The following is a 19837-nucleotide window of genomic DNA, read 5'->3' on the forward strand; positions in this document are numbered from 1 at the left end:
GCCGATGGCCAGTCGCCGGGATGTCGTGGACGGGATCGTGGCAGTCAGTTCAGCAGGGGCGATGGGACCGGCTCAGGCCTGGCGCAGGCTGCCATCGGGGTTGAGCAGCTCTCGGGCTGATCCTCCCAGGCTGGACTTCGGTGTGAGGGTTTCATCCCCGGGCGCCGGCTCACCGCTTTCAACCATGCCGTTCTCACCGATGCCCTCTTCGACGATGGGTTCCTCAGTGATCGGTTCCTCAGTGATCGGTTCCTGAGTGCTGGGTTGCACGGCGCTGGCTTCCTCGGATGGCTGCGGTTGTTCAGCTGAAACGGGATCAGGCTCCTCGCTCACAACAGGCTCCGGTGCTGCGACCGGCTCCGGTTCGGGCTCCGGCTCCGGCTCCGGCTCGGGCTCGGGCTCCGGTTCCTCCTTCACAGGCAGGGGGTCTCCGCTGAGCAGGGCAAGGTCGCGCTCATTCAGATGCTCTTTCATCCAGGCCGGACGTGGGGCCGTGGCGGGCGCAAGTCTCAGCAACCGATTGTTGAAAACAGGGTTGATCGGTTCGCCCCTGCCATCCAGCAGCTCCATCTGCAGCGTCGCCCCTTCCCGTCCGTTGCTGCCTTTCAGCCACAGAGCCTCCTGATGGTCAACGAGAAAGCTGTCTCCGTTGAGACTGATACGAAGGCGCCAGCGTTGGTCGCCATCCCGAAGGTTCTGCAGCGGCGCGTTCCAGAGCAGCCAGTCCACCAGAATTGGTTGGTCGCTGGTCCCCGTCGCAGCTCCGATCGGCACCAGCCACGGTTCATCGGCATCCGGCTGTGTGGAGGCAAGCCGCTGCCAGAGATGCAGCCGGCTCTGGATCGTCGCTCCCGGTGAGGTCACCGCCTCACCCCATGGGTAGGCCGCCCATGCACTCAAGCGATGGCTGCCGGGGGCCAGGCTCTCGAGAGTCAGACGCACCTCGCCGTCCGGGGCTTCGCTGATCCGCATGGGCGGCTGCCCATCGATCTGGACGGCCACATGCGGCCCGAGTCCGAGATCGCCGGCATCGCGCAGCGGCCAGTCTTCGATCTCCAGCACCAGGTCAACCTGGTCAGCCCGGGTCACCGTGCTGTCATCCGGGCTGCGAAGACGCAGCTTCGGTCGATGTTGATCCAGCTGCCGGCGCAGTTGCTCGACAGCTCCCGGCGGGGCCACTTCCTGCAGCCTCGCGCCGGTAGGCCCACTCAGCCCCGATGGTTGGCCGTCGCCGCCACCAGGGTTGAACCAGCCCCCCCGAGCCTGCACCTGAACCGGCACGGCCACCAGCAGCAGCATGGACAGCAGCACCCCCAGCAACGGCTTCAGGACCGGCTTCGGCATGGCGGTAACGATGATTCACCCATTCTGGACAGCCTCATGGCGTCTTCACCAGTTTTTGTCAACCAAGTTCTGTAATCGGTCTTTTTTGTGTAGTTAATGCGTCTGAATCTTCCAGATTTCAATGATTGCGAGCGATTGGCAGACCCCTGTTCCTGACTGGTCCATGGCGGGATTGAACCTTTGTAACTCACTGTCCGGAAACGTCGTCATCAGCCCCTATGCTTCCGCCAGCGGTCCCCTTTTTGGGGCCCCAGCTTCAGTGCAGCAAAGGGGTTTCGGCTCCCAAGCGGCCTGACGCCCTGTCACGGTTTCCCTGCGGAGCTGTGCCCGGGGCCCCGACGGATTCCGGTCCGTCGCAGGGGTGGCCCTCCACCTCGATACCCGTCCCTCGAGGAACGACTCGATGACCATCAGCCCACCAGAGCGTGGGAGTGACGCGAAAAGCCAGGTCGAGAAGGTTGACAATCCAGCAACCTTTGAACTGTTCGGCAAGCCCGGACATTTCGACCGCGCTCTCGCGAAGGGTCCCAAAACCACTTCCTGGGTTTGGAACCTTCACGCCAACGCTCACGACTTCGACGCTCACACGAGTGACCTGCAAGAGGTCTCTCGGCGGATCTTCTCCGCTCACTTCGGCCATCTGGCCGTCATCTTTATCTGGTTAAGCGGTGCCTTCTTCCATGGCGCCCGTTTCTCCAACTACTCCGGCTGGCTTGCCGACCCCACCCACGTGAAGCCCAGCGCTCAGGTGGTGTGGCCGGTGTTCGGCCAGGAAATCCTCAACGGTGATGTTGGTGCCGGTTTCCACGGCATCCAGATCACCTCAGGCCTGTTCCACGTCTGGCGTGGATGGGGCATCACCAGCGAAACCCAACTCATGGCTCTGGCCATCGGTGCCCTGGTGATGGCCGGCCTGATGCTCAACGCTGGTGTTTTCCACTACCACAAGGCAGCGCCGAAACTGGAGTGGTTCCAGAACGTTGAGTCGATGCTGAACCACCACCTGGCAGGCCTGCTGGGTCTCGGTTCACTGTCCTGGGCTGGTCACCTCATTCACGTGTCCGCTCCCGTCAGCAAGTTGATGGATGCCATCGACGCCGGCCAACCGCTGGTGCTCGATGGCAAAACCATCGCCACCGTGGCGGACATCCCTCTGCCGCACGAGTTCTTCAATCAGGACCTGCTGGCACAGCTTTATCCCGGCATCGGTGCAGGGATCGGAGCCTTCTTCTCCGGTAACTGGGCTGCCTACAGCGACTTCCTCACCTTCAAAGGTGGATTGAATCCTGTCACCGGCAGTCTGTGGATGACCGACATCGCCCACCACCATGTGGCGATTGCCGTCCTGTTCATCGTCGCCGGTCACATGTACCGGACGAACTGGGGCATCGGTCATTCCATCAAGGAGATCCACGAGGGTCAGAAGGGAGATCCCCTGCTGTTCCCCGCTCCCAACGGTCACGACGGTCTCTATGAGTTCCTGACCACCTCCTGGCACGCCCAGCTGGGTGTGAACCTGGCGATGCTTGGTTCTCTGAGCATCATCGTGGCTCAGCACATGTACGCCATGCCTCCCTATGCGTACATGGCTGTCGACTACCCGACCCAGATCGGTCTGTTCACCCACCACATGTGGATCGGTGGATTCCTGATCGTCGGTGGCGCCGCTCACGCGGCCATCGCCATGGTGCGTGACTACGACCCCGCCAAGCACGTCGACAACGTTCTGGACCGGGTGCTCAAGGCGCGCGACGCGATCATCAGCCACCTGAACTGGGTGTGCATCTGGCTCGGAGCTCACAGCTTCGGCCTCTACATCCACAACGACACCATGCGTGCCCTGGGGCGTCCCCAGGACATGTTCAGTGATTCGGCGATCTCGATCCAGCCGATTTTCGCTCAGTGGATTCAGAACGCCCACGCTGCAGCAGCCGGCAGCACCGCGCCCAATGCCCTCGCCGGCGTGAGCGAAGTGTTCAACGGCTCTGTTGTGGCCGTCGGCGGCAAGGTCGCCGCGGCTCCCATGCCGCTCGGCACTGCCGACTTCATGGTGCACCACATCCACGCCTTCACGATTCACGTGACGGTGCTGATCCTGCTGAAGGGTGTGCTCTACGCCCGCAGCTCCCGCCTGATTCCAGACAAGGCCAACCTGGGCTTCCGTTTCTCCTGCGACGGCCCCGGTCGCGGTGGTACCTGTCAGGTGTCCGCCTGGGACCACGTGTTCCTGGGCCTGTTTTGGATGTACAACTCCCTGTCGATCGTGATCTTCCACTTCAGCTGGAAGATGCAGAGCGACATCTGGGGAACGGTGAATGCAGACGGTTCCGTCCAGCACATCACCAACGGCAACTTCGCCCAGAGCGCCATCACCATCAATGGCTGGCTGCGTGACTACCTGTGGGCTCAGGCCGTGCAGGTGATCAACAGCTACGGCTCTGCCACCAGTGCCTACGGAATCATGTTCCTGGGCGCCCACTTCATCTGGGCCTTCAGCCTGATGTTCCTGTTCAGCGGCCGCGGCTACTGGCAGGAGCTGATCGAGTCCATCGTCTGGGCTCACAACAAGCTGAAGGTGGCTCCCGCCATCCAGCCCCGTGCGCTGTCCATCATCCAGGGCCGTGCCGTGGGTGTCGCCCACTACCTCCTGGGCGGAATTGCGACCACGTGGGCCTTCTTCCACGCCCACATTCTTGTGGTCGGCTGACCTCACTGACCTTTCCCTCTAATGGCAACGAAATTTCCTTCGTTCAGCCAGGGTCTGGCTCAGGACCCGACAACCCGTCGTATCTGGTACGGGATCGCCACGGCTCACGACTTCGAGAGCCATGACGGAATGACCGAGGAGCGCCTCTATCAGAAGCTCTTCTCGACTCATTTCGGTCACCTCGCGATCATCGGCCTGTGGGTTTCGGGCAACCTGTTCCACATCGCCTGGCAGGGCAACTTCGAGCAGTGGGTCGCTGACCCTCTGCACGTGCGCCCCATCGCTCACGCAATCTGGGATCCCCACTTCGGTCAAGGCGCCATTGACGCCTTCACCCAGGCGGGTGCGTCCTCCCCGGTGAACATTGCCTTCTCCGGTCTGTACCACTGGTGGTACACGATCGGGATGCGCAGCAACGCCGAGCTGTACCAGGGTTCCATCTTCATGATGATCCTGTCGGCCTGGGCCCTGTTCGCCGGTTGGCTGCATCTGCAGCCCAAGTTCCGTCCCTCCCTGGCCTGGTTCAAGAACGCTGAATCGCGTCTGAACCACCACCTCGCCGTTCTGTTCGGCTTCAGCTCCATCGCCTGGACCGGTCACCTGGTTCACGTGGCGATCCCCGAAGCCCGCGGACAGCACGTCGGTTGGGACAACTTCCTCAACGTTCTGCCTCACCCCGCCGGTCTTGGACCCTTCTTCACCGGCAACTGGGGTGTGTATGCCGAGAACCCTGATTCTCTGAACCAGGCCTTCGGCAGCGCCGATGGCGCAGGCACGGCGATCCTGACCTTCCTCGGCGGTTTCCATCCCCAGAGCGAAGCTCTGTGGCTCACCGACATCGCCCACCACCATCTGGCCATCGGTTGCATCTTTGTGATCGCCGGCCACATGTACCGGACCAACTTCGGGATCGGTCACTCCATCAAGGAGATCCTCGAGACCCACAACCCGCCCAAGGGCACCCCTGGTGACCTCGGTGCTGGCCACAAAGGTCTCTACGACACCATCAACAACAGCCTGCACTTCCAGCTCGGTCTGGCTCTCGCCTCCCTCGGCGTGATCACCAGCCTGGTGGCGCAGCACATGTACTCGATGCCGTCGTACGCCTTCATCGCGAAGGACTACACGACTCAGGCAGCCCTGTACACCCACCACCAGTACATCGCCATCGCGCTGATGTGCGGTGCCTTCGCCCACGGTGCGATCTTCTTCATCCGTGACTACGACCCCGAAGCCAACAAGGACAACGTCCTGGCTCGGATGCTCGAGCACAAGGAAGCGATCATCAGCCACCTGAGCTGGGTCTCCCTGTTCCTCGGTTTCCACACCCTGGGCCTGTACGTCCACAACGACGTCTGTGTGGCCTTCGGTACGCCTGAGAAGCAGATCCTGGTGGAGCCCGTCTTCGCCCAGTTCGTCCAGGCCGCTTCCGGCAAGGCGATCTATGGCTTCGACGTGCTGCTGTCCAACGCCTCCAGTTCCGCCAGCCTGGCCTCCCAGAACATTCCGGGTGACCACTACTGGCTGGATGCGATCAATGGCAACACCGATGTGTTCCTGCCCATCGGCCCTGGTGACTTCCTCGTGCACCACGCCATCGCTCTGGGTCTGCACACCACCACCCTGATCCTTGTGAAGGGTGCGCTGGACGCCCGCGGCTCCAAGCTGATGCCCGACAAGAAGGACTTCGGTTACTCCTTCCCCTGCGACGGCCCCGGCCGTGGCGGTACCTGCGACATCTCGGCCTGGGACGCCTTCTATCTGGCTGTCTTCTGGGCGCTGAACACCGTGGGTTGGGTCACCTTCTACTGGCACTGGAAGCACCTGGCCATCTGGTCCGGCAACGTGGCTCAGTTCAACGAATCCAGCACCTATCTGATGGGCTGGTTCCGCGACTACCTCTGGCTCAACTCCTCCCAGCTGATCAACGGCTATAACCCGTTCGGCAGTAACAACCTCGCCGTCTGGGCCTGGATGTTCCTGTTCGGTCACCTGGTCTGGGCCACCGGTTTCATGTTCCTGATCTCCTGGCGGGGTTACTGGCAGGAACTGATCGAAACCATCGTCTGGGCTCACCAGCGCAGCCCCATCGCCAACATGATGGGCTGGCGCGACAAGCCTGTGGCTCTCTCGATCGTTCAGGCTCGTGTGGTCGGCCTGGCTCACTTCTCAGTGGGCTATGTCCTCACCTACGCGGCGTTCCTGATCGCGTCTACATCAGGCAAGTTCGGTTGATCCATATCAGTCCAACGGTCTGAATCACGAGTCGTTCCTCGTTTCTTGCCCTGTCCGGCGTTGTCCGGACAGGGTTTTTCATTGTTTACTGACGAGCGAGGCTTCCAATCGTCATCTTGAGGACAAGCGCGACAAAAAATAAGTACTGTTCCAGTGCGTTTGAATCCTCGATGCAGACCGTCAGCGCTGGAAAAGATCTGCATTTCTGCCTGGATAGGCAGTTCACCAGCGCAGAGCAGTGCACGGAGATCTGGAGACTTCTGGGTTGCGATTACAAGTGGCTTCAGATCTCTCCCGGACCGCTGAACGGGCGAATCCGGGTCGAGCGTCAGCAGGGCATGATCCTGGTTTCGATCCAGGCGGATCAGGCTCTGCTCGTTCAGGGAGCCCGAAACCCGGACTGGGTCCCCTTCACCATCGAGCACACGGACAACATCGCAGAGCATCGCCATTTCGGAGAAGCTCTGTCTCCAAGGACGCTGGGGGGATTCAACACCCGACTTGATCAGACCCTGCTGCGGACATCGCCCGGGGGCAGTCAGATCGGTGCGGTGTTGTTGGATCGTCGGCGCATCGAGCAGATGGCTGCCCTCGATCCCTTCGGGCGCCTCCAGGATCACCTTGATGGCAGCAACACAGCCGTTCTGAGTGAGGCGTCCCATCAGGGGCTCAAGCAGCTGATGGAACCGCCGGCATGGCAGGGCGTCGACGCTCACGGATGCTTTCAGGCAGACCTGCTGGAAGCTCAGCTGTTCGACGCTCTCGCTTCAGAGCCGGACAGTTGTCTGCGTCCCGTCACTCAGACCCACCGCAGCGATCTTGTGCGTGAGGTCGTTGAATTCTCCTTCAGAAACAGACAGACCCCGATGACGCTCCAGGAGGTCTGCCGGGCGCTGTTCACCACGAAGACCACTCTCACGGTGAGCTGCCGGGAGATGTTCGGCTTCGGGCCGATGCTGCTGTTGAAACGCGTTCGCCTTCAGCAGGTGCACCACGTGCTGAGCAACCCCGACCTCCAGCGTCAGCTCGGTTGCCGCACGATTCATGCGGTCGCCTCCTACTTCGGCTTCTACAGCCGCAATCATTTCTCGCGTGACTACCGAGCACTGTTCGGGGAGTCTCCACGCGACACGCTGCATCACAGCGCTGCATAGGCTCTCGGCAGTTCTCTGCGGTTTCCTTGACCAGTCAGTGGGATCAACTGCTGCTCAACTGCGGACACTGGCGTGGCAGCTTCGACACACTTGCCGACGACCTGCAGCCGATCAAGCGGCAGCCGTCGCTGCTGTTGCTGGAACCCGCTCCGGCAGGTGTGCCTCTGGAGCTGACGCTGCTCTTCTGGCCCAATGATCCGGATCCGAACAGCGACCCCCATCAGGGTGAGCCAGTGCGGACGATCCGTCAGAGCTTTCATGGCCCTGACCGTCAGCTGGTCTTCTTCCCCTCGGGAAGCTTCAGCCGCGGCTCATGGCAACTTGCTCCGATGGTCCGGGCCCATACCGAGTTCGGATTCCTGTTCCGCGACAGGCGGCACCGTCTGGTGCTGTTCTGGGATGGAACCGGCCGCTTCGAGCATCCAGTGCTCATCCGCGAGCATCGAGACGGAAGCCCTGCTGATGAGCGGCCATTGCTGACCGCGGAGTCACTGCTCGGTTCCTGGCAGGGGCAGCAGTCGGAACTGTTGAGCACAGCTGGGTTGTCAGAGCCTGAGATCCGCCCATGCCGACTGCATCTGACGGAGAGGGAACTGGAGGGTCTGCGCTGGCTGCCGGATGGTGGAGCGATCCGGGTGCCGGATCCGCTCCACCACCGGGAGAGGTTCGCGATCGAGGCCTGGTGGCTTGCGGCACCGGATCGCCTGGAACGGATGGAGCGGGTTTACGACGCGAATGGTGCCTGGCAGTGCAGCCGCTGCCTGACCCTCAGACGCTCCTGAGGCACGATATGTTCACGATTTATTTACGATAAAGTGTATTTATCGTGCTATATCAAAGCAGAGCTGAGTCGTTCCAGGGGTTCCCGCAGCAGGTGCAAAGGTCGGGGTTCCAGCCGCCGGGCCACCCTCAGCAGCAGGTGGTCAGCGATGTGATTCATGCGAACCGCCTCGGAAGGAGAGGAGGGGCTGAAGGTGCTCTGGGGCCGTTTGCGCAGCTTGTCATCGTGAACGAACACCTGCTTCCAGGGCTTTCCCCAGGCCGCTTCCGCGAACTGATTGTTGTTGCTTTTGAAATGGCGGGTCACACGACGGCTGTGATCGCTGTCGTAGCCCCAGAAGGAGGGATCCTTCCAGCCGCGGAACCGCTCTTCGCTCGGAATGATCGCGGAGGAATTCCTGATCACCCGATGGGAGATGCCGTGTTCGGCCAGGCGCAGTCCGAGAGCCCGGGCCAGCCAGGTGCCGCGGGTCCCCGGGCTGCGGTTGCGGGAATCGTCCGAGCTCATCGCCCAGGGCAGGCCTGGATCCAGCTGCAGGGCCTGAAGCAGTTGCACGAACGGATCGCGATCCGTCTGCCGGAAGGGAATGAACGTCACCTCGAGGCCGTCTCGGCGTGCCTCCAGAAGAGCGGAGAAGTAGTTCCAGAAATCGAACACGTCCTGGCGTTTCGCCCGCGGTCCGCTGAAGGTGCCGCAGGAGGGCAGGCGTCCCTCCAGCACTTCCGTGAGATAGGTCTCGAAGGTCTGGGTGTGATAGAAGCGCTTGAGGGAGTAGGCGTAGCGCGAGTTGATGTAGTCGAGCTGCGAGCGGATGAAGATGACGATGTTCAGCACGTAGCCGTGTTTGCTCGCCACCTGACGCAGCCGGGCAATCACCTTCGGGTCGCACAGCCGCGGAGAGAACTGTTCGGCACTGATCAGCACATCGTCAGATGAGTGGCTGCAGCTGCTCAGGTAAGCGTCCCAGAGCGACCAGGCGCCGTCGCTGATCGCCTTGGTCAGCGATTTGAATGTGGTGCTCTCGGAGCTGGGAAAGCGGTAGGTGATCCCCTGCGACAGCAACCGATCACGGTTGAGATCAAGGCGAGCCTGGATGTATGTCGATGCGGTCTTGTGGGTACCGGCGTGAATGATCAGCCGGCGGGGCCGTGATGGATCGGTCATGGGCTATGCCTCCGGCAGCGGCGATGCTACGGATCCTCCTTGGCCGTTCCATCGCTTCAGGATCAGGTAGACCGCCGGCACCACGAACAGAGAGAGGGCGGAGGACACCAGCAGACCGCTGAACACCACGGTGCCGATGCTGATGCGGCTGGCTGATCCCGTGCCCTGAGCCAGCAGCAGAGGCAGAAAGCCAGCCAGTGAGGTGACCGCCGTGAGCAGAATCGGCCGCATCCGATTCACGGCCGCCCCCAGGATCGCTTCCCGCAGCTCCATGCCCGAGGCCAGTCGCTGGTTGGCGAACTCCACGATCAGGATGCCGTTCTTGGCGGCAAGGCTCACCAGCACCAGCAGACCCATCTGGCCGTAGACGTCCAGAGGCAGACCCCGCAGTTTCAGACCGATCAAGGCTCCCATCAGGGCGATCGGCACCGTGAGCAGGATGATCAGCGGATCGAGAAAGCTCTCGTAGAGAGCCGCCAGCAGCAGATACACCACCGCCACCCCCAGGCTGAACAGCACCCAGGTCGAGCGGGCTGCCTTCTGCTCCTCCTGGGCCAGGCCAGTGAAGGCCAGTCCGATGTTGTTGCCCCCCACCGCATCGCCGGCGGCCTGGAGTTGCCGGATCGCCTGACCGCTGCTCACCCCAGGCGCCGGCACGGCTGTGACCGTGATGGCTCGGTTCAGGCCGTAGTGGCGGATGCCATTGGCTCCCTCTGCCCGGGTGAGGGTGGCCACGTTGTCCAGAGAGACCAGTTCCCCTCGGCGGTTGCGCACCATCAAGCCGCTGAGATCCTCGGGGCCTGTTCGGTTCTCTCCGTCCAGTTGCACATAGATGCTGCGGATGCGGCCCCCGTCGTAGGTGTCGTCGATGTAGCGGCCCCCGATGGCCGTGCCGATGTCGCGCAGTGTGGTGCTCAGATCAAGGTCGAGCCCAGCCAGTAGATCGCGATCGAGGCTGAGGCGCCAACGGGGGGAGCTGGCGTCAAAGCGGGTGCTCACCCGTTCAAAGCGGTTGCTGGCTTCGGCGGTGTTGATGAAGCGCTGAGCGACGGCTTCGAAATCCTGCAGGCTGAGCTGTCCACCGCTGCGGTCCAGCAGTTCCAGTTTCAGGCCGGATTCGCTGCTGAAGCCCCGCACGGTTGGTGGGGTTGTGACCACCACGCGGGCGTCGCCGACCTGGCTGCGGATGGCACGGGTCAGCCGTCGTTTCACAGCCTCACTGCTCTGATCGCGACCGGAGCGCTCCTCCAGCGGCTGAAGCCGCAGATAGAACGAGCCCCGGTCCTCGCCGCTCTGGCCGAAGGATCGGCCGGCGTAGAAGTTGCCCGTGCGCACCAGAGGCTCTTCCGCCACTACGGTGCGGATCCGGTCCATCACCGCCACCGTGCGCTCCAGGCTCGCCCCCTCCGGCAGGCTGAAGTAACCCCGGATCTGGCTCTGGTCCTCGTCGGGAATGAAGGCGGTGGGCATCGCCGCCAGCCCGCCGCCGGTGAGCAGCAGTCCCGCCAGCAGCAGTGCCAGCACCAGCGGGGCGCGCCGCAGCCAGCGCTCCAGTGTGTTCGAGTAGCGCCCTTGCAGATCACGCATGCCCTGACGCAGCCGTCTGCTCAGCTGACGCAGCGGACCCGGCAGCCGCCCCTCACCTGAGTCCAGCACCCGGGCGCAGGCCATCGGTGTGAACGAGAGGGCATTGAGGGTGGAGAACAGAATCGCGCCGCTGATCGCCAGGGCAATCGGTTGATACAGCCGCCCCACGGAGCCGGGGATCAGCAGCACCGGCACGAACACGGCGGCCAGCACCAGGGAGGTGGCAACAACCGCTCCGGCCAGTTCGGCCATGGCATCTTCTGCGGCGGCCCGGGGCTCATCCCCCCGTTCGATCCGACCGGCGATGTCCTCGCTCACCACGATCGCGTCATCGACGACGATGCCGGTGGCCATCACCATCCCGAACAGGATCAGGCTGTTGAGGTTGGACCCGCTCAGCTTCACCAGCACCAGGCTGCCCACCAGGGCCACCGGGACAGCGAGACCAGGGATCAGAGCCAGGCGCCAGCGTCCCAGAAACAGCACCAGCACCACCAGCACCAGCACGACGGCATCACGCAGGGTGGCGATGGTGCGGTCGAGATTGGCCTGGACGTTGTCGGCCACATCCACGATCATCGACAGTTCGATGCCCGGAGGGAAGCTGGGTTCCAGCCGCTTCAGTTCGGCCTTGACGGCCCGGCTCACGTCGAGGGCGTTGGCGCCATCCCGCTGGTACAGGCCCACGGCCACGGAGCGTTCCCCGTCGAGATTCATCGCCTGGTTGCCGTAGCTGCGTTGTCCCAGCTCGACGCGACCCACATCCTTGAGCCGCAGCAAGCCGCCGTTGTCGAGGCGGCGCAGGATCAGGTTCTCGAAATCCTCCTGACTGAGCAGCCGTCCCTCCGCATCCACAGGCAGGCTGATCAGCTGACCATCCGGAGCCGGTGAGGCGCCGAGGCTGCCGATGGCTGCCAGCACGTTCTGCTCGGCCAGGGCGCGGCTGACGTCGGTGATGGTGAGGTTGGCCTGTTCCAGTCGATCCGGATCGAGCCAGAGGCGGAAGGAAAGCTCACTGCTGCCGAACACCAGCACATCACCAACCCCAGGTGTGGTCAGCAGCGACTCGCGCAGGGATTGATCCAGCCAGCCCGCCAGAAAGGTGGGAACGTACTGCTCGGGTGGATGGCTGAAGCCGAGGATCATCAGCAGGTCATCCGAGGAACGGCGCACCCTCAGGCCCTGACGGCTCACCGCCTGAGGCAGGCGGCGGGTGGCGAGGTTCACCTCGTTCTGCACCTTGATGGCATTCAGCTCGGGAGCGCCTTCGCTGAAGCGCAGGCTGATGCTGGCGCCTCCCTGGCGGCTGTTGGAGCTGATGCTCTCCAGCCCCTCCAACCCTTTGAGCTGTTGTTCCAGCACGGCGGTGACGCTTTGCTCCACCACCTCCGGCGAGGCGGCCGGAAAGGTGGCTCCAACGCTGACCCGGGTTGGTGCCAACTGCGGCAGATCCTCGAGTCCGAGTCCGGTGAGGGCCACCAGGCCCGCCAGCAGGATCAGCAGGCTGCAGACAATCGTGAAGACCGGTCGGCGCAGAAACGGCTGGGAGAGCGACCGCACCGGGACGACTCGGACTGGCCTGAATCCTGACAGTCAAAAACCCCTGGCTGTTCCGGGAAGGGACAGCCGGGGGTCAGCGTTTCGATTGGTCAGGAGCGGTCCTGGAGACCGTGCTCAGACGAGCTAGGGCTGATCAGCCCACACTCCAGACGCCGGCAGCGATCTTGAACAGATCCTGCACGTGCACGGTGCTGCAGAGATACCAGGCGAACACGGCGCCGCCACAGCCGCCCAGCCAGAAGCCGCTGGTGAAATCAGCCCAGCCGGTGCGGGTGAACAGATCGGAAGGGGGATTTTCGACGGTGGCGTCTGCAGGGGGGATGTTCGGCTGTTTGCCGGGCTGGTTGTAGAGCAGGAACAGCAGGGTGAGGATGTGCACCGCACCGATCGTCGCCAGCAGGCCGGCGGTCTGCTGATACTCGGTGTTGCGCAGCGGGCCGAGGATGGTGAAGGGGCCGTACAGCAGGTAGCCGAAGGCGGCTCCGGTTTCCAGTCCGCGGAAGTTGGGCGAGATGCCGGAGCGGTAGAAGGGCAGGTTGCTGATCAGGCCCTTGATGAAATAGCCGCTGTTCACCGGGGTGGCCAGGTTGCCGACGCAGGGATCAGAGACGGGGGTGACGGTCATGGGGTGGGTGCGCTGATGGTGGGTGGAGATCCGCAGCCTGCGGTCATTCGGCAGCGGTGATGACGCGACCGACGAGGACAATGAACACGGCGGGGAAAACGATTCCCGTGATCGGCACAAAAATCGCAGGCAGCCAGGCGGCAGCGAACTCTCCAGTCATGTCAGGCCCAAAAGCTTCGCCGCTACTGTAGGGATCACCGATCTGGCGGCCTCTTCAGGCCCTCGACGGCGACATAAAAGTTCAATCCAGATGCAGACCTTCCTCGCGAGCGTGTCGGCGGTCGTTCTTGTCGGTGCCCTGTGGCTGCTGCGCCGGCCGGTCAAACCGATGCTGAGCAGCACTGACGCCGGAGAGGTGGCTCGTCTCAACAGAGCCCAGCTGTCTCTGGTGCTCGAGCCGGAGGCCGATGCCTCGGAGGCTCCGGATCAGGATGCGCCGCTCTGGCAGCCGCCGACGGATGCCCGTGAGAGCCGGCTCCTGCTGATCTGTCTGCGCGCGGCCATGACGGAAGGCCCTGAACAGCGCCTCGAGGCGGTCACCATCGCCGGGCTGTGGGGGCATCGCAGTGTGCTGCCGCTGCTTCGCCGGGCCTTGCACGACAGCGATTCACGGGTGGTGACGGCGGCAGCCGCCGCCATTGCCCCGCTGCGGGGGGCGTCGCAACCCGGAGCGGTTCAGGCTTCGCGGCCACCCCGCAACGTCGCTCGGATGCGGTAGATCGGCCGCCCCTGGCTTTCGTGATAGGTGCGGATCAGCAGCTCCCCCAGCAGCCCGAAGCAGAACAGCTGGATCCCCGCCAGGCCGAGCACCACCGCCAGGGTCAGCAGCGGTCTGTTGGCGATGTCCTGCCCCATCAGCTTCACAACGAGCAGATAGGTGCTGGCGATCAGGCTGCCGACGATCGCCATCAGCCCCCCGAAGCCGAACACGTACATCGGTCGGGTGAGGAACCGCTTCATGAACCACACCGTGAGCAGATCCATCAGCACGCGGAAGGTTCGATCGATCCCGTACTTGCTGGCGCCGAACTGCCGGGAACGGTGGTTCACCTTCACCTCCGTGATCCGAGCGCCTTCGATGAAGGCCAGGGCGGGGAGAAACCTGTGCAGTTCGCCGTAGAGGCGCATGTCGGCGAGCACCTCCCTCCGGTAGGCCTTGAGGGAGCAGCCGTAGTCGTGCAGCCGAACACCGGTGACCCGCCCGATCAGGCGGTTGGCGATCCGGGAGGGTAGTTTCCGCTGGATGGCGGCGTCCTGGCGCTGATGACGCCAGCCGCTCACCAGGTCGTAGCCCTCCCTGAGCGTTGCCAGCAGCATCGGGATGTCGGCGGGATCGTTCTGGAGGTCTCCATCCAGGCTCACGATCACCTCGCCGACAGCGGCATCGAAGCCGGCGGCCATGGCAGCGGTCTGGCCGTAGTTCTTGCGCAGCAGCACCGCGACCAGTTCCGGCACCTCAGCGCTGAGGCGTTGCAGCACGGTGGCTGTGCCGTCACTGGAGCCATCGTTCACCAGCACCAGCTCGAAGCGTTCACCGCTCGGTCGCAGGGCGTCCAGCAACTGCTGCACCAGATGCGGAAGGCTTTCCTCCTCGTTGTACAGAGGCACCACCACCGAAAGATCCATGGAGGTGGCCATCGATGCCGCGGTGTTCATGGCGGGAAACTTAATCGGGCCTGATCAGAAGGCTGTCCCGTGCTTGGTTATGGAGGCATCACCTCCTCTGATCCGACCATGGCCCTGCTCTGGGAGAACCTCGTTCGCCAGCTGGATTCCGTCCGCGCTTCCGGGCAGACCCCGGCTGCGGTGGGCGCTGTCAGCTCAGACAGCCGTGAACAGCGTCTGCAGAAGGCCCTGGAGGCGATCAAGGATTCCGGCAACGCCATGATGATCGAGTCGCTGAAGGCTGCCCTGGAGGGGCGACCGGCGAATCTCGAGTTGCCGGAGCTGCCCATCCCCGGGCAGAACGGCATGAGCGGCCCGGAGGTGTACCTGTCTCAGATCTCCGATCGGTTCAAGCCGGACCGCTGAGGTCGCGCTTCAGGCCAGATGACGGCCGTCGTGGCAGCGCACGACCCGCCCGGCCCCTCGCAGTTGCGCGCGGTAGTGGCAGGCCACCGGGTGCCGGTCGGCGCTGAACAGGCTGTCCACGCCGATGCCGTTGCGGCCATGGTCCTGTCCCGAGCTGTGGCGATAGCGGCCACCGCCGAGGTGCAGGCCGACATGGGTGCAGCGCCGCGGGGATCCGAAGAAGATCAGATCTCCCGGTCTCAGCAGGCCCACCGCATCCGGCGCCACCGCCACCGGCTGGCAGTGCCGTTCCTGCTGGTAAGCGTCCCTCGGAATCCAGATGCCCTGGCTGGCAAAGGCCATCTGCATCAGTCCGGAGCAGTCCATATCCGGCTCCGTTGTGCCGCCCCAGAGATACGTGTTGGCCTGCTGTTCAGCCCGTTCCGTCCAGGCCAGCACCGCTGGTAGTCGAGAGGCGATCTGAACCTCCGGCAGCAGGGCCGGCCGCCAGGGGCTCCGCTGTTCGGCTCGGCCAAGCACGGCTTCCAGTTCAAACCAGCAGCGGTAGCCGTCCTCAAGCAACTGAATCCACAGACGCGATCCACGCCGCTCCAGGATCCGGAAGCTGCGCCCGTTCGAGGCCTGGGTCACGAGGGCCTTGCCCACGGCCCGTTTGTAGCCGTTCGCGTTGGTCCGCAGCCTCCAGCAGCTTCCTGTGAGCGCGAGCTCCGGTGCCAGCAGGGTGCTTAGGGTCGCCATGGCCCGATGCCGTTGCCATGGCGTTCTACCGTCCCGACACCGCGATGACCTCCAGGCTGGAGAGCGTGTTGGACGACCTGGCGGCGGATGGCCGGCCGGGGCTGCGGAACAGTCTGGCCATCACCTGGATCCGGTACGACGACGACTCACCGCAGGCCGGTGCCGGAGTCGGTGCTGGCTGGAGCGAGGAGCGGCCCCTCTATCCGGCCAGCGTGGTGAAACTGTTCTATGCGGTCGCCGCGGAGCGCTGGCTGCAGCGGGATCTGATCCCCGAAGCCGAGGAGCTGCGACGGGCCCTCCGCGACATGATCGCCGACTCCAGCAATGACGCCACCGGTCTTGTGCTGGACCTTCTCACCGGCACGACCAGCGGTCCTGAACTTCAAGGGGATCGCTGGCAGCAGTGGCAGCGTCAGCGCAGGCTGGTGAATGACTGGCTCGCCGAACTCGCGTGGCCCGAACTCGAGCCGGTGAACTGCTGCCAGAAGACCTGGGGAGATGGCCCCTACGGCCGTGAGAAGCAGTTCTACGGTGCTGACAACAGCAACCGCAATGCCCTGACAACCGCTGCCACGGCCCGCATGCTGGAGGCGGTCATGACCGGTGGAGTGGTCTCCCCGCCGGCCTGCCGGCGGTTGCGAGACCTGCTCGATCGTTCTCTGGACCCAGATCTGCGCCGCGCGGACCCGGAGAACCAGGTGGACGGTTTCCTGGGCGAGGGCCTGCCCCTGGGCACGCGGCTGTGGAGCAAGGCCGGCTGGATGAGCCAGGCCCGCCATGACGCAGCCTGGTGGCAGCTTCCGGATCAGCCCCCGACGATGCTGGTGGTGTTCAGCACCGGGCCCGATCGCGCCAGGGATGAGCGCCTGCTGCCTGAGCTGGCGAAGGCTCTGAACGGATTCAGCTCTCCAGAGGAGAACTGAATCGTCGGCGCAGGGCCGGAAACGGAGAGGGAGGGATTCGAACCCTCGACAGGAGTTGCCTCCTGTAACTCCTTAGCAGGGAGCCGCTTTCAACCACTCAGCCACCTCTCCAGTGGCAACAACAGACTACCAACAGGCTGCCCAAAGCCAACCGCCTGCTTCGGTTTCACACCTCCAGACGCGGCAGCCGCTGCTTGAAGCCGCAGAGGATCTCCCAGGGAATCGAGTCGCAGCGCTCACTCCAGTGGCGCGGACTGATCTCGGCATGTCCGTCGCAACCGAGCAGGGTGACGATGGAACCGCGTTCCAGATCCGGAACCGATGTGGCATCCAGCATCAGCTGGTCCATCGTGATCGCCCCCACCTGCGGCAGCACTCGGCCGCGGTGCAGGGCGTGGATCCTGCCGCTCAGGGATCGCACCACGCCGTCGGCGTAGCCGATGCTCACCACCGCCAGACGGCAGGGGCGATCGCTCACGAACCGTTGCCCGTAGCTGACACCCACGCCGGCAGGAACCTGGCGGATCAGGGTGACGCGGGCCCGAACGCTGAGGGCGGGCTGCAGGGGCAGCAGGTGATCGAGATGCTCGGCGGGCGCATGGCCGTAGAGGGCCAGACCCACCCGCACAAGGTCATGGTGCAGGGCCGGATCCCGCATGGTGCCGGCGGAATTGGCCAAGTGGCGGCAGAGGAAGCGGCCGTGATCCGGCAGCTGATCGAGAACGTTCTGAAAGCGGCTCTGCTGCAGGGAGGTGACGGTCTCGTCGCGCTCATCAGCGCAGGCCAGGTGGCTGTAGAGGCCGCAGAGCTCCAGCTCAGGCAGGTTCTGGATGGCTTCGGCGATGGCGGGGCCCTCCCTCCAGTCGCAGCCGAGACGGGTCATGCCCGTGTCCAGTTTCAGCTGCACCTGGAAGCGGCGGCCGCTGCCGTCAGCCAAGGCTGCACAGAGACGCGCCTCCTGCAGGCTGCTCAGTGTCGGCATCAGTTGCCAGTGCAGGCAGCAGCGCAGATCTTCCGCCTCGATGAGATTGCCCAGCAGCAGCACCGGGGCATCGATGCCCGCCCGTCGCAGGGTGATCCCCTCCTCCAGGGTGGCGACGCCGAGGCTTGTCGCTCCGCCGCGCAGGGCAGCTCGCGCCACGGTTTCGGCCCCGTGACCGTATCCGTCCGCTTTCACCACCGCCATCAGCGAGGCCCCGCCGGTCAGATGAGCGAGCAATGCCCTCGCATTGGCCTCGATGGCGGAGGGTGACACCTCCACCCAGGCGCGCTGTCGGGGGCTCGGCTCCGGCATGGTTTGCGTGCTCAGGGTTACCGAAAGGGCCTTGGTGGGATCGTTAGCATGGCAAGTAATCTGGGAGCTGGCATGGGCCAGGTTCTCGTTCTGAACGCGTCCTACGAGCCGCTGAACATCACAACCTGGCGTCGGGCCATGGTGATGATGCTCAAAGGCAAGGCCGAGAGCCTCGAGCAGGATGTCACCCGCCAGATCCGTCAGGGCACCCATCTGCCCACCGTGATCCGACTCCGTCAGTACGTGCGAGTGCCGTTCCGACAGTTGCCGTTGACGCGTCGGAACGTGTTTCACCGCGACGGTCATACCTGTCAGTACTGCGGTGCCCGCGGCGAGCAGCTGTCGATCGACCATGTTGTGCCCCGCAGCCGTGGTGGCGGGGACACCTGGGAGAACGTCACCACCGCCTGTCTCAGCTGCAATGTTCGAAAGGGAAGCCGCACGCCCAAGGAGGCGGACATGCCCCTGTCACGGGTTCCGCGGCGCCCGCTCAGCAGCCTCAGCTTCGAAGCCAGCCGGCAGATCCACTCCGGACATCACAGTGAGTGGGCCAAGTACGTGATCGGCGCTTGAGCGTCCTGGCACTCAGATGTCGTCCTGATCGCTGAGAGCTTCGAGCTTCTGACGCTGCTCCTCGGCGATGCAGGCACCGATCAGATCCTCCAGCTGTCCTTCGAGCACCGGCTCGAGGGAGAAATTACGGCCCAGACGGTGATCGGTGGTGCGGTTGTCCTTGTAGTTGTACGTGCGGATCTTCTCGCTTCGATCGCCGCTGCCCACCTGGGCCCGTCGGTCGCTGCTCTCCTTCGCGGCCGCTGCCTCCAGTTCCCGTTCGAGCAATTTGGCGCGCAGGATGTCCAGAGCGCGTTCGCGGTTCTGCAGCTGGGAGCGTTCCTGGGTGCAGAAGACCCGAATGCCCGAGGGCTTGTGCAGAAGGTCCACAGCGGTCTCCACCTTGTTCACGTTCTGTCCGCCGGCACCACCGGATCGGGCGGTGCTGATCTCCAGATCCTTCGGGTCGAGCTGCACTTCGACGGCATCTGCCTCCGGCATCACCGCCACCGTGGCGGTGGAGGTGTGCACACGGCCCTGGGATTCGGTGGCGGGCACCCGCTGCACCCGATGAACGCCGGCTTCAAATTTCAGCTGGCTGTAAACGCTGTCCCCCTTCACCGAGAGGATCAGCTCCCGGAAGCCCCCAAGATCGGCTTCTGTTGAACTCACCGCCTGCACGGCCCAGCCGAGCTTCTGGCCGTAGCGCTCATACATCCGGGCCAGATCCCCGGCCCAGAGACAGGCTTCATCGCCACCGGCGCCGGCGCGGATCTCCAGCATCACGCTGCGCTCATCCCGAGGATCCCGGGGCAACAGGGCCAGTGTCAGGCGCTCGAGCAGGGTCCCGCGATGCTCGGCCAGGGCGTCGAGCTCCTCCTGAGCCAGGGACTCCATGGCCGCATCCCCACGGCTGTCCCTGAGCAGCTGACGGGCATCGCCCTGCTCTTTCTCCAGCTGCTTCAACGCCGCGAAATCGAGCACGAGTGGCTCGAGCCGGGACCGCTCCCGCGCGATCGTCTCGAGCCGCTTCGGATCAGCAGCGACATCCGGGTCGGCCAGCTGGCGCTCGAGGCTCTGAAAGCTGGCCGTGGCTGTTTCCAGCCTGGTGATCAGGGTCGAGGCGTCCATGCCCCGTGCTC

Annotated in this window: 17 protein-coding genes and 1 tRNA gene; 8 read left to right on the plus strand and 10 right to left on the minus strand. The window is 64.0% G+C overall.

Annotation, left to right across the window (positions count from 1 at the left end; all coding sequences use genetic code 11):
* Positions 1-72: 72 nt before the first annotated feature.
* Entirely contained in the window at positions 73-1344 is a 1272-nt protein-coding gene (locus KR49_RS13955) for a hypothetical protein (protein ID WP_043694808.1), read from the minus strand.
* Between the two features lie 403 nt (positions 1345-1747).
* Between KR49_RS13955 and psaA the strand changes: the two genes are divergently transcribed.
* The 4 genes from psaA to KR49_RS09930 all read left to right on the plus strand — a co-directional run bounded on the left by psaA (position 1748) and on the right by KR49_RS09930 (position 8222).
* Positions 1748-4051, plus strand: coding sequence for a photosystem I core protein PsaA (psaA, locus tag KR49_RS09915; RefSeq protein ID WP_043694811.1), 2304 nt, complete (start codon positions 1748-1750; stop codon positions 4049-4051).
* A 21-nt stretch (positions 4052-4072) separates the two neighbouring features.
* Positions 4073-6286, plus strand: coding sequence for a photosystem I core protein PsaB (psaB, locus tag KR49_RS09920; RefSeq protein WP_043694814.1), 2214 nt, complete (start codon positions 4073-4075; stop codon positions 6284-6286).
* A 170-nt stretch (positions 6287-6456) separates the two neighbouring features.
* Positions 6457-7440, plus strand: coding sequence for an AraC family transcriptional regulator (locus KR49_RS09925; RefSeq protein WP_043694817.1), 984 nt, complete (start codon positions 6457-6459; stop codon positions 7438-7440).
* 26 nt (positions 7441-7466) lie between these two features.
* Positions 7467-8222, plus strand: a complete 756-nt coding sequence (locus KR49_RS09930; RefSeq protein WP_052378232.1) for a DUF3598 family protein — start codon at positions 7467-7469, stop codon at positions 8220-8222.
* A 47-nt stretch (positions 8223-8269) separates the two neighbouring features.
* Here the strand turns inward: KR49_RS09930 and KR49_RS09935 are convergent, their stop codons facing one another.
* From KR49_RS09935 to KR49_RS09950, 4 genes are all read right to left on the minus strand, one after another.
* Positions 8270-9385 carry a hypothetical protein gene (locus tag KR49_RS09935; protein WP_043694820.1) on the minus strand — a complete coding sequence of 372 codons (1116 nt, stop codon included), beginning with the start codon at positions 9383-9385 and terminating at the stop codon, positions 8270-8272.
* Positions 9386-9388: 3 nt separating this feature from the next.
* A complete protein-coding gene (locus KR49_RS09940) occupies positions 9389-12532 on the minus strand; it encodes an efflux RND transporter permease subunit (protein ID WP_043694823.1) in 3144 nt (1047 codons plus the stop codon).
* Positions 12533-12665: 133 nt separating this feature from the next.
* Positions 12666-13157 carry a photosystem I reaction center protein subunit XI gene (locus KR49_RS09945; protein ID WP_043694826.1) on the minus strand — a complete coding sequence of 164 codons (492 nt, stop codon included), beginning with the start codon at positions 13155-13157 and terminating at the stop codon, positions 12666-12668.
* A 43-nt stretch (positions 13158-13200) separates the two neighbouring features.
* The gene (locus KR49_RS09950) at positions 13201-13317 is read right to left on the minus strand and encodes a photosystem I reaction center subunit VIII (RefSeq protein ID WP_043694829.1); all 117 of its coding nucleotides are present in this window, start codon (positions 13315-13317) and stop codon (positions 13201-13203) included.
* Between the two features lie 90 nt (positions 13318-13407).
* Here KR49_RS09950 and KR49_RS09955 point away from each other — a divergent pair, with 90 nt between their 5' ends.
* Positions 13408-13875 carry a HEAT repeat domain-containing protein gene (locus KR49_RS09955; RefSeq protein WP_043694832.1) on the plus strand — a complete coding sequence of 156 codons (468 nt, stop codon included), beginning with the start codon at positions 13408-13410 and terminating at the stop codon, positions 13873-13875.
* Here KR49_RS09955 and KR49_RS09960 read toward each other — a convergent pair.
* Positions 13833-14795: a glycosyltransferase family 2 protein gene (locus tag KR49_RS09960; protein ID WP_043697295.1), complete on the minus strand. Its 963-nt coding sequence runs from the start codon at positions 14793-14795 to the stop codon at positions 13833-13835. The genes KR49_RS09955 and KR49_RS09960 overlap by 43 nt on opposite strands.
* 96 nt (positions 14796-14891) lie before the next feature.
* Here KR49_RS09960 and KR49_RS09965 point away from each other — a divergent pair, with 96 nt between their 5' ends.
* Positions 14892-15188, plus strand: a complete 297-nt coding sequence (locus KR49_RS09965; protein ID WP_043697299.1) for a hypothetical protein — start codon at positions 14892-14894, stop codon at positions 15186-15188.
* Between the two features lie 9 nt (positions 15189-15197).
* Here KR49_RS09965 and KR49_RS09970 read toward each other — a convergent pair whose 3' ends face one another.
* Positions 15198-15926, minus strand: a complete 729-nt coding sequence (locus KR49_RS09970; RefSeq protein ID WP_043694835.1) for a C40 family peptidase — start codon at positions 15924-15926, stop codon at positions 15198-15200.
* A gap of 17 nt (positions 15927-15943) precedes the next feature.
* On the opposite strand from KR49_RS09970, the gene KR49_RS09975 reads away from it, so the two are divergent.
* A complete protein-coding gene (locus tag KR49_RS09975) occupies positions 15944-16849 on the plus strand; it encodes a serine hydrolase (protein WP_043694838.1) in 906 nt (301 codons plus the stop codon).
* Positions 16850-16871: 22 nt separating this feature from the next.
* Here the strand turns inward: KR49_RS09975 and KR49_RS09980 are convergent.
* Together KR49_RS09980 and alr are read right to left on the minus strand one after the other, a co-directional pair.
* Positions 16872-16960, minus strand: a tRNA-Ser gene (locus KR49_RS09980).
* A 55-nt stretch (positions 16961-17015) separates the two neighbouring features.
* The gene (alr, locus tag KR49_RS09985) at positions 17016-18143 is read right to left on the minus strand and encodes an alanine racemase (RefSeq protein ID WP_043694841.1); all 1128 of its coding nucleotides are present in this window, start codon (positions 18141-18143) and stop codon (positions 17016-17018) included.
* A gap of 72 nt (positions 18144-18215) precedes the next feature.
* Between alr and KR49_RS09990 the strand changes: the two genes are divergently transcribed.
* The gene (locus KR49_RS09990; protein ID WP_043694844.1) at positions 18216-18716 is read left to right on the plus strand and encodes an HNH endonuclease; all 501 of its coding nucleotides are present in this window, start codon (positions 18216-18218) and stop codon (positions 18714-18716) included.
* Between the two features lie 12 nt (positions 18717-18728).
* On the opposite strand, the gene prfA is transcribed toward KR49_RS09990, so the two are convergent.
* Positions 18729-19826 (minus strand): peptide chain release factor 1, encoded by a 1098-nt coding sequence (gene prfA, locus KR49_RS09995; RefSeq protein WP_043694847.1) that lies wholly within the window; start codon positions 19824-19826, stop codon positions 18729-18731.
* Positions 19827-19837 lie beyond the last annotated feature (11 nt).

The organism is Synechococcus sp. KORDI-49, from assembly GCF_000737575.1.
GTDB lineage: Bacteria > Cyanobacteriota > Cyanobacteriia > PCC-6307 > Cyanobiaceae > Parasynechococcus.